The organism is Vulcanococcus sp. (genome assembly GCF_044369115.1).
In the GTDB taxonomy this organism is placed as follows: Bacteria; Cyanobacteriota; Cyanobacteriia; order PCC-6307; family Cyanobiaceae; genus Vulcanococcus.
This window is the reverse complement of sequence record NZ_JBIPMN010000108.1, coordinates 1-9,080: the sequence shown is the minus strand read 5'-3', so window position 1 is coordinate 9,080 and position 9,080 is coordinate 1. Positions and strand designations below refer to the sequence as shown.

The 9,080-nt window shown below is 65.2% G+C and carries 10 protein-coding genes; 5 read left to right on the top strand and 5 right to left on the bottom strand.

The features are described 5' to 3' along the window. The 3 genes from ACIQ2E_RS09410 to ACIQ2E_RS09400 form a co-directional block, all read right to left on the bottom strand. The coding region (locus ACIQ2E_RS09410; RefSeq protein WP_398329398.1) for a proton-conducting transporter membrane subunit at positions 1-562 on the bottom strand (562 nt) is incomplete at its 3' end. A gap of 10 nt (positions 563-572) precedes the next feature. Then, positions 573-2,453 carry an NAD(P)H-quinone oxidoreductase subunit F gene (locus ACIQ2E_RS09405; RefSeq protein ID WP_398329395.1) on the bottom strand — a complete coding sequence of 627 codons (1,881 nt, stop codon included), beginning with the start codon at positions 2,451-2,453 and terminating at the stop codon, positions 573-575. 115 nt (positions 2,454-2,568) lie between these two features. After that, on the bottom strand, positions 2,569-4,428 hold the full coding sequence (locus tag ACIQ2E_RS09400) for an APC family permease (protein ID WP_398329392.1): 1,860 nt from the start codon (positions 4,426-4,428) through the stop codon (positions 2,569-2,571). A gap of 109 nt (positions 4,429-4,537) precedes the next feature. On the opposite strand from ACIQ2E_RS09400, the gene ACIQ2E_RS09395 reads away from it, so the two are divergent. Further along, entirely contained in the window at positions 4,538-4,921 is a 384-nt protein-coding gene (locus tag ACIQ2E_RS09395; protein WP_398329389.1) for a hypothetical protein, read from the top strand. A 5-nt stretch (positions 4,922-4,926) separates the two neighbouring features. On the opposite strand, the gene ACIQ2E_RS09390 is transcribed toward ACIQ2E_RS09395, so the two are convergent. Next, the gene (locus ACIQ2E_RS09390; protein ID WP_398329387.1) at positions 4,927-5,349 is read right to left on the bottom strand and encodes a hypothetical protein; all 423 of its coding nucleotides are present in this window, start codon (positions 5,347-5,349) and stop codon (positions 4,927-4,929) included. A gap of 152 nt (positions 5,350-5,501) precedes the next feature. On the opposite strand from ACIQ2E_RS09390, the gene ACIQ2E_RS09385 reads away from it, so the two are divergent. Beyond that, positions 5,502-6,257: a BMC domain-containing protein gene (locus tag ACIQ2E_RS09385; RefSeq protein ID WP_398329404.1), complete on the top strand. Its 756-nt coding sequence runs from the start codon at positions 5,502-5,504 to the stop codon at positions 6,255-6,257. Here the strand turns inward: ACIQ2E_RS09385 and rdgB are convergent, their stop codons facing one another. Further along, a complete protein-coding gene (rdgB, locus tag ACIQ2E_RS09380; protein ID WP_398329384.1) occupies positions 6,258-6,854 on the bottom strand; it encodes an RdgB/HAM1 family non-canonical purine NTP pyrophosphatase in 597 nt (198 codons plus the stop codon). A gap of 231 nt (positions 6,855-7,085) precedes the next feature. Here rdgB and ACIQ2E_RS09375 point away from each other — a divergent pair, with 231 nt between their 5' ends. The 3 genes from ACIQ2E_RS09375 to ACIQ2E_RS09365 all read left to right on the top strand — a co-directional run bounded on the left by ACIQ2E_RS09375 (position 7,086) and on the right by ACIQ2E_RS09365 (position 8,916). After that, positions 7,086-8,072, top strand: a complete 987-nt coding sequence (locus tag ACIQ2E_RS09375; RefSeq protein WP_398329401.1) for a sodium-dependent bicarbonate transport family permease — start codon at positions 7,086-7,088, stop codon at positions 8,070-8,072. Next, positions 8,069-8,350, top strand: coding sequence for a P-II family nitrogen regulator (locus ACIQ2E_RS09370; RefSeq protein WP_398329381.1), 282 nt, complete (start codon positions 8,069-8,071; stop codon positions 8,348-8,350). The genes ACIQ2E_RS09375 and ACIQ2E_RS09370 overlap by 4 nt, the downstream gene beginning before the upstream one ends. A 251-nt stretch (positions 8,351-8,601) precedes the next feature. Next, complete coding sequence (locus ACIQ2E_RS09365) at positions 8,602-8,916, top strand: BMC domain-containing protein (RefSeq protein ID WP_094587519.1); 315 nt, start codon at positions 8,602-8,604, stop codon at positions 8,914-8,916. Positions 8,917-9,080 lie beyond the last annotated feature (164 nt).

The following is a 9,080-nucleotide window of genomic DNA, read 5'->3' as shown; positions in this document are numbered from 1 at the left end:
CCAGGGCGGTGTAGCTGAAGTTCAAGCCACCGGGCTGCAGCAATCCCAGAGCCAGCACGGCTGCCAGGAGGGCAACCCCCGACACAGCGCCGTAGGTGAGAAAACGGATCGCCGCACCGGCGCGGCGCTCACCGCCCCAGGCGGCCACCAGCAGGGTGGTGGGGATCAAGATCAGCTCATAAGCCAACAGAAACAGCAGGGCGTTGCGGGCCAGAAAGGCACCGATCAGGCCCAGGTTGGTGGCGAGCATCAAGGCGAAAAACAGGCGCGGCCGGCTCTGATCCATCGGGCTGGCCATCACAGCCATGGCGGTGATCAGGGCCGCCAGCAGCACCAGCGGCAGGGTGAGCCCATCGAGCCCCAGCTCAAGCCGCAGGCCCAGCTGCGGCAACCAGCTCACCGAGATCGCAGCCGGCGGGTGCTGCCAAAGCCACAGCCCATCCAGTAGCTGCAGCAGGGCTGCGGCCAGGGCACCCCGGCGCACCCAGGGGGAGCCAGCGGGCAATAGCGGCAGCAGCAGGCCTGCCAGCAGGGGGATCAACAGCAGAAGCAACAGGTCCATGGCGTTCACGTCAGCGGGACAGCAGCCAGGCGGCCATCAGCAGCACACCGAGCACAAGCGAAAGGGCATAGGTCTGGGAGCGACCGCTGGTGGTGTAACTGAGGCGACGGGCTCCCTCCATTGCCACACCGCCGGTACCGCTCGAGAAGCCATCCACCAGCTGGCGATCGCTCCAGGCGCTGAACCGTGCCAAGCCCACCACCAGCGCCACCACGGTGCGGTGATAGAAGGCCTCTGTGTGCATGTCTTCCGCCAGCCAGTGCTGCAGGCCGCCCAGGCCGGAGGGCAGTTCGGCCAAGGGGTGGGGGCGCAGATAGAACCAGGCGGAGCTGCCGGCGCCCAGCAGGGTGGAGAGCAGCAGCGGCCAGCCCATCGGCCCCCAGCCCGGCACGGGTGAGAGCTTGTAGACGCCCAGGTGCACCAGCAGCTGGGGAATGTGCAGCACCAGGCCGAGCAGAAGCATCGTGGGCAGCACCATCAACCACAACACCTCCGGTGAGCGGGCGGTGAACGGCGTGGGACGGCCACCCCAGATCAAACCAAACACCCGCATCAGCGCGGCACTCAGCAGGGCATTGGTAATCAGCACCAGGCCGCCAAGCACCAGCGGCAGCTGACTGTGGGCCGCCAGCTCCAGCAGTTCCCGCAGGGCGGCAAAACCACCAAACGGCGGCAGCCCCATCAAGCCGGCGGCTCCGGCGAGGAAGGCAATGCCCATCAGCGGGCGGCGACTCCAAAGACCACCCAGTTGCGTGAGGTCTTGGGTGACGTTGCTGATCACGATCGTGCCAATCGACATCAGCATCAAGGCCATCGGCAGCGGATACACCAGCAGCAGGTGATCGGCCACGCCGATGCCGCCGAGGCCCACCGCCACAAACAGCAAACCCAGCCAGCTGCTCACCAGGAAGCTGAGGGCACGCTTCACATCGATCTGGCCCAGGGCAATCAGCGAGGCCACCAGCGCCGTGGTGCCGCCCACCACCACCAGCACGCCCTGCACGAGGGGGCTCAGGGCAATCAGCGGCTCCAGGCGCAGCAGCACCCAGGCACCGCCGATCACCACCACGGAGTTGCGGAGCACCGTGGAGGGCAGCGGGCTCTCCATCGCCTCATCCAGCCAGAGGTGGAGCGGAATCTGGGCGCACTTGCCCATTGGGCCGGCAACCAGGGCGAGCAGGATCAGCTGGAAGCCAGGCGGCAGAGGCTGAGCGTTGTTGGTGAGATCGGCGGCCCAACCCTGAAGGCCGTGGAAATTCCAGGTGCCGGTGATCGGCAAGAGGGCGATCACACCCGCCAACAGGATCAGGTCGCCGATGCGCTTGGTGAGGAAGGCATCACGAGCCCCCTTCACCACCAGCGACTGGTTGTACCAGGTGCCCACGATCACGTAGGTACCCACGGTGAGCAGCTCCAGCAGCACGTAGCTGAAAAACACCGAATCGGTAAGCACCAGGCCGCAGAGGCCAGCCTCAAAAAAGCTGAGGGCACCGAAGAAGCGGGGCCAGCCCCAGTCCATCTCCAGATAGCCGATCGAAAAGATCTGCACCAGCACGTGCAGGCCGGTGATCACCGTCATGGCGATCAGGCCGGGTTCCGTCACCAGGCCGTCAAATCCGATGCTCAGTCCGGCGGTTTGCAGCCAGGTCCAGTGGAAGCTCGGAGGGGCATAGATCGCCGCCTGACCAGCCGCCGAGTTGCCGCTCAGCGTGAGCAGAGCGGTGAGGCTGTGGCCGAAGGCGATCGACACCATCAGCAGGTTCACATAACCCGAGGGGCGAGGCCCCGTGCGGGAGATCAACCCGGGTGACCACAGCAGGCTGAAGAGCGCCCCCACCAACGGATAGAGGGGCACCAGCCAGACCGTTCCAAGCCAGGACACTGGGGACATACAAGATCCCGAAAAGGTAGTGAGCGGCGCGGTGCCGATGGGTTGGCTGTCCCAAAGGCGTCACTAATCAGAACGGCAAGAGCTACTGATCAGCTGCCGCCAGGGCTTGGGGTTTTCAGGCCGGCAGGTAATAGCGCACCAGAGTGAACACGCGATTGCGACGCGCATCGAGCGAGCGGCGCATGTTCAGGCCCCTCTGATTGAGCAGCAGGCCATCGAAGCGGTAGCGGGGAATGGCCATCGGCATCACGATCGTGAAGGTGCTGCCGGGATGGCGCTGCTCTTCCAGGGCCACAAACTCCGTAAAAGGATCCACCAGCGAGGCAAAGGGGCTCTCCAGCAGCACCAGCTCCAGACCCTGGGGCTCGGGATCGCCCACACACTGCTGCCACTGCTGACGGATCAGCGCAGGGTCATCGCCCTCCGCCAACACCCACACCGCCACCACCCGATCCGACACGGTGGTGGCATAACGGAGGGCCTCCAGGCTGGGGCGACTGAGCGAAGGCACCCACACCAGGCTGGTGTTGCCCACCGGATCACGGCGAGACGGCAGACGCAGGCTGCGATCGTCGCCGGGATTGAGGCTGATCGCGCGGTAGACGCTGTCGTAGCGGTGGCGAATGCGGGCGAGCATCCACACCAGCAGGGGGATGGCGATCACCACCGTCCAGGCCCCCTCATCGAATTTGCTCACCACGATCACGATCAGCACCACAAAGGTGGTGAGCGATCCGAGCGCGTTCATCAACAGCCTCCCCTGCCAGCCCTGGCCGCGCAGCCGCCACCAGCGCACCACCATCCCCGCCTGCGAAAGAGTGAAGGCGCTGAACACGCCCAGGGCGTAGAGGTTCACGGCCACGGTGGTGTCGCCGCGGCACACCACGATCACCAGAGCCGCCGCCACCAGAAGCACGGTGATGCCGTTCTGGAACACCAGCCGATCGCCGATCCAGGCCATCTGGCGCGGCAGGAAGCGGTCTTGGGCCAGCATCGCCGCCAGGCGGGGGAAGCCGGCAAACGCGGTGTTGGCCGCTAGGGCCAGGATCAACAGGGTGCTGATCTGCAGCGCCCAAAACAGTGGGCTGCCATCGCCAAACACACGGATGCCGATCTGGGCCAGCACAGTGCGATCGGAATCGGGGGCCACGCCATACAGCCAGCCCAGCCCGCTCACCACCAGAAACATCAAGCTGAGCATCACGCCCATCACGAGCATCGTGCGCTGGGCGCGCTTGGCCGCCGGCTCGCGGAACACCTTCACGCCGTTGGCGATCGCCTCGATGCCGGTCATCGCCGAGCAGCCGGAACTGAAGGCCCGCAGGATCAAAAACACCCCCAGGGGCTCCATCGCCCGCACCATCGGCGGCGGATCAGGCGTAAAGCCGTGGGCGAACACCAGGTTCTGCAGGCCAAACAGCGCCAGCAACACCACCATCACCACAAATGCATAGGTGGGAATGGCGAAGGCGCGCCCCGCCTCCTTCACGCCGCGCAGGTTGGCCCAGCCCACAAGCACCAGCAGCACCAGGGCAATCGGCGTTTCGTAGGGCAGCAGGGCCGGCAGCAGCGAGGACAGGGCCTGGGTGCCGGCCATCAGGCTCACCGCTGCGGTGAGGGTGTAATCCACCAGCAGCGAAGCTGCCGCGATCAGGCTGGGCCAGGTGCCGAGGTTCTCCCGGGCCACCACGTAGGAGCCGCCCCCCTGCGGATAGGCCTCGATCGTCTGCCGGTAGGAAAGCACCACGATGCCGATCAGCAGCACAATGGCGCCGGTGATCGGCAGCGAGAGCTCCAGCGCGCTGCTGCCCGCAAGGATCAACACACCGAGGGCTGCTTCCGTGGCGTAAGCCACCGAGGAGAGCGCATCGGAGCTGAGGATCGGCAGCGCCTCAAAGCTGGGCAGCTTCTCGGAATCCGACTGACTGCGCGGCAGAGGTTTGCCCAGCAGCCGCCTGGCAACGTTGAACAGCAACGGTTGGGTGAGATCTGCACCCAGGATGCACCGATGCGCTGATGTTGTCCCCTTGCAGGCAACACGGTGCCGGTGCCATGACGGAACCAACGCTGCGGAGGGAGGCCCGATGCGCGCCACCCTCCACGAGCTGCTTCAACAATTGGTGCTGCGGGGCTGGCCCAAGATCGACCACCCCGAGCGCTATCCGCGGGAAGCGCCTGGTGGACCGTGGTGGACGATCGAGGTGGGCTGCTTTGCCCTGGGCGATGTCACCACGGTGACGCTGCACCCCTGGCCGCAGGGCCTGCTGGAGTTTTCGATCACCGTGCTCGTCGACGGCGACGACACGATTCAGTCGTTTGAGCTCGACTGCAATGCCATGCCGATCCCCGTGGCCCTGGTGAACTGGTGGGGCGGGCTCGATCTGGCCTTAGGGCAAGCGTGCCTACTCAAAGAGCACCTGATCGCCGCCTGGGACCGGGAAATCAGCACAGGCGGCGAGCTGCCCTGAAGGCTTCAGGCAAAGCGGCGGCGGCCGTCGTTGAAGCTGCTGAATGGAGCCACTTCACCCCGCCGCTCGCTGCCACGGGCCTCACTCAGCTTCCACACATTGCGACTCACCCGCCGGGCGCGCAGACCGCCACGCTCCACCTCGGCGCTGCCGGGGCGGGCACCCATCAGATAGGTCACCTCCGCAGTGCTCAGCGGTGCTCCGGTGTGCAGAGCCAGCTGGGTGAGCTCCAAGCGCTGGCGCAGGGCAGCCACATCGCAATGGCCGCCATCTTCCGCCTCGTTCCACATCCAGGGCAGCTCGCCGCTGGCCGCCATTTTTTGCATCAGGCCCATTCCCACCAGGGCCAGGGCCTGCTCGGCGTTGAGGTCGGTGCCGTCGTGCATCGGCTTGGCGGAAGCGGCGGAGGCGGAACGCTTGGCTGCCACGGGCTCTTCGGCGGATATGGCCGGACGGTACCGGCTGCAACGCAGCGCGCAAGGGAGCGGCGATGGCGTTGATTCCGGGCGGTAAGATCGCGCCGCATTTGAGAGCATCCTTCGCCTTGCCGCAGCGGACCCCAAGGCGACGCTCCTCTGGTGTGCAGATCACCGGCACCAACCTGGGCTTCAGCGGCAGCGGCACACCACTGGATGAGCTGCATCCCTCAGCTGCCAGCTGTGTGATCACCACCGACAGCGAGGCGCGGCTGGTGAGCCAGGCCAGCGCAGTCGAGTCGATCGAGCTGCGCACCTATGTGTTTCTCGATTCCCTGCAGCCGCAGCTGGCGGCCTATATGGGAACGGTGAGCCAGGGCTTCCTGCCGATCCCCGGGGATGCCTGCCTGTGGCTGGAGGTGTCGCCCGGCATGGCGGTGCACCGCGTAACGGACATCGCCCTCAAGGCGAGCACCGTCCGCCTCGGCCAGATGATCGTGGAGCGGGCCTTCGGCTCGCTGGCGCTGTATCACCACGATCAGAGCAACGTGCTCCACTCCGGCGACGTGGTGCTCGAGGCGATTGGCAGCAGCGTGGAACAGCGCAGCCGCTGCAGCGTCACCTGGACTGAGGTGATCCGCGCCATCACCCCCGATCATGCGGTGCTGATCAACCGCCAGAACCGCCGCGGTTCGATGATTCAGGCCGGGATGAGCATGTACATCCTGGAAACCGAGCCCGCTGGTTATGTGCTGCTCGCGGCCAACGAAGCCGAAAAGTCCAGCAACATCACCGTGGTGGACGTGAAAGCCGTGGGCGCCTTCGGCCGCCTCACCCTGGCCGGCTGGGAAGGCGATGTGAACGAAGCGGCCGCTGCCGCCATGCGCTCGGTAGAGCAGATCAACCGCCGCGCTCGCTGATCAGGCCAAGCCCAGCAGCTGCTTGAGCCCGGGGGCGAGGGCGCGGGCAGCCTTACCCCGTGAACCGAGCTTGTCTTTGAGGTGCTGGCCCATCTGGGCGTAGGTCATGCCGGCTTCGCGCACCCAGAAGATCGGGTCGTAGCCGCCGCCATGGCCTTCGGGCGCGGTGAGGATTTCGCCGCGGCAGATGCCTTGGGCCTCCAGCACCACGTCGCCGTTGGGATCAGCCAGCGCCATAGCGCTGTTGAAACTGGCGCTGCGATACGGGGTGCTGCCCAGTTCCTGCAGCAGCCGATGGATGCGTTCGTGATCGGTGGGGGCGTAGCGGGCCGAGTAGAGCCCAGGAGCGCCGCCCAGAGCATCCACCTCCAGGCCGGAATCATCCGCCAACGACCACTGGCCCGTGATCCTGGCCACCTCCAAGGCTTTCAGCCGGGCGTTCTCGCGATAGGTGCTGCCGGTTTCCTCGATTTCGAGGCCCTCGGGCTGACGGCACACCTCCAGATCGACGGCATCGAGCATCGCGCTGATCTCAGCCACCTTGTAGGCGTTGCCACTGGCAATCACCAGCAACGGCCGGGTGGAGGAGGGACGCATCAAGGCCTGAGCCGGGAGTGGGGGCCATTGTGACCCGGCGAGGCGGTGGCGGATTGGGGGAGGCAGGGACGGGTTGAACATTCCACCCCCCGAAAAAACTCCAGGGGTTCCTGCCTCCCCTCAACCGTAAGAAGGGTTTCTGCCTGCCACAACCGGCCGCCACCAGCGTGTGTGCGTGCGCGAACAGTTGTCGAGCCGCCGCCTAGCGTGAAGTTCTGCAGCAGCGCAGCGGTGGACACGAGCCTGATCCTGCAGAACCTGCTCACGCCACCGGTTCTGTTCTTTTTCCTGGGGGTGCTGGCGGTGCTGCTGGGCTCCGACCTGGAGATCCCAGCCCCGCTGCCGAAACTGTTCTCGCTCTATCTGCTCCTGGCCATTGGCTTCAAGGGAGGCCTTGAGTTGCAGCACTCCGGCGTGGGTGGCCCCGTGCTGCTCACCATCGCCGCGGCGGTGCTGATGTCGCTGCTGGTGCCGATTTACAGCTTTGCGCTGCTGCGCTGGAAGCTTGATGGCTTCAACGCCGCCGCGATTGCCGCTACCTACGGCTCGATCAGTGCCGTGACCTTCATTACCGCGGAGAGCTTTCTCGACACGCTGGGCCTGCACCACGACGGCTTCATGGTGGCGGCGCTGGCCTTGATGGAATCTCCGGCAATCATCGTGGGCTTGCTGCTGGTGAAGCTGGCTGTACCCACCGGTGCGGAGGCAGGGCAACCGATGCGCTGGGGAGCGGTGCTCAAGGAAGCCCTGCTCAATGGATCGGTGTTTCTGCTGGTGGGAAGCCTGGTGGTGGGCGCACTCACGGCAGCAAACAACCCGCAGGGGGCCGAGAAAATGCTGCCCTTCACCGACAAGCTCTTTTACGGCGCGCTGAGCTTCTTCCTGCTGGATATGGGGATCGTGGCCGCGCAGCGGTTGCGGGATCTGCGCCAGGCCGGCGCCTTCCTGATCGGCTTCTCCCTGGGAATGCCCCTGTTCAATGCTGTGCTGGGCGGCTTGATCGCACGTGGGCTGGGGCTCGAAGCCGGCAATGCCCTGCTGTTGGTGGTGCTCTGCGCCAGCGCCTCCTACATCGCTGTACCTGCAGCGATGCGGATGACCGTGCCGGAGGCCAACCCCAGCTTCTACATCTCCACAGCCTTGGGGCTCACCTTCCCCTTCAACATCGTGGTGGGTATACCTCTCTATATGGCCCTGGTGAATCGGCTGCTGCCATGAAGCGGGTGGATCTGATCCTGAGCGAACGAGAACTGGATCCGGTGCTCCAGGCCATCGATCAGGCCGGTTGCAGTGGATACACGGTGATGCGCCACGTGACGGGGCGAGGGCCTCGGGGAGCCGTATCGGAAAACATGGAATTCAGCGGGCTCGGGGCCAACGCCCACGTGATTGTGTTCTGCACACCTGAACTGCTGGAACCTCTGGGCCGCGCGCTGCGACCGCTCCTGGGGTACTACGGCGGCGTTGGCTTTGTTTCGGATGCGGAGCCGCTCTGAGGCGCGAGCCGACCCAATCGCGTGCCAGAGCGAACATCAGAACGTCAAAACCGTTTGCAGAGCGGCGGTTGAGCCAAGAGCCGACAAGCAGTCGAGAAGCATCTCCAAAGTTTTGTGATGCACTGATCAGCCACGCTTATCAGTAGCAACGAAGACGGTGATCGTGACAACAACCCAAATGGCTTGACGGGAGGTTCGGCTGCCGAGCATGGTTGCAGGCGAACATTCCACCCCTCCTCCAGGAGCAGGTAATGGCAAACGAAACCATGGGCATCGCCCTCGGCATGATCGAGACCCGGGGTCTGGTCCCCGCGATCGAAGCTGCTGACGCCATGACCAAGGCCGCCGAAGTGCGCCTGATCGGCCGTGAATTCGTGGGCGGCGGTTATGTGACCGTGCTCGTCCGTGGCGAAACCGGCGCTGTGAACGCTGCCGTTCGCGCCGGCGCCGATGCCTGCGAGCGCGTGGGTGATGGCCTGGTTGCCGCTCACATCATTGCTCGTCCCCACCGTGAAGTGGAGCCTGCTCTGAACAGCAGCGCCGGCTTCGTTGGTTCGAAGGACTGAGGACTGAGCAGCGCCCGTAGTGGCCGCTCCATCCTCTGACTTATTTCCCTCGACCCACCCGGAGATTCTCCATGGCTAAGAAGTACGACGCTGGGGTTAAGGAGTACCGCGACACGTATTGGACTCCTGATTACGTACCCCTCGACACCGACCTGCTGGCTTGC

Bases quoted from the DNA above. Each gene is read 5' to 3' on its own strand.
- ACIQ2E_RS09405 (WP_398329395.1), bottom strand. From the start codon at position 2,453: ATGTCCCCAGTGTCCTGGCTTGGAACGGTCTGGCTGGTGCCCCTCTAT.
- ACIQ2E_RS09395 (WP_398329389.1), top strand. From the start codon at position 4,538: ATGCGCGCCACCCTCCACGAGCTGCTTCAACAATTGGTGCTGCGGGGC.
- rdgB (WP_398329384.1), bottom strand. From the start codon at position 6,854: ATGCGTCCCTCCTCCACCCGGCCGTTGCTGGTGATTGCCAGTGGCAAC.
- ACIQ2E_RS09370 (WP_398329381.1), top strand. From the start codon at position 8,069: ATGAAGCGGGTGGATCTGATCCTGAGCGAACGAGAACTGGATCCGGTG.
- ACIQ2E_RS09365 (WP_094587519.1), top strand. From the start codon at position 8,602: ATGGCAAACGAAACCATGGGCATCGCCCTCGGCATGATCGAGACCCGG.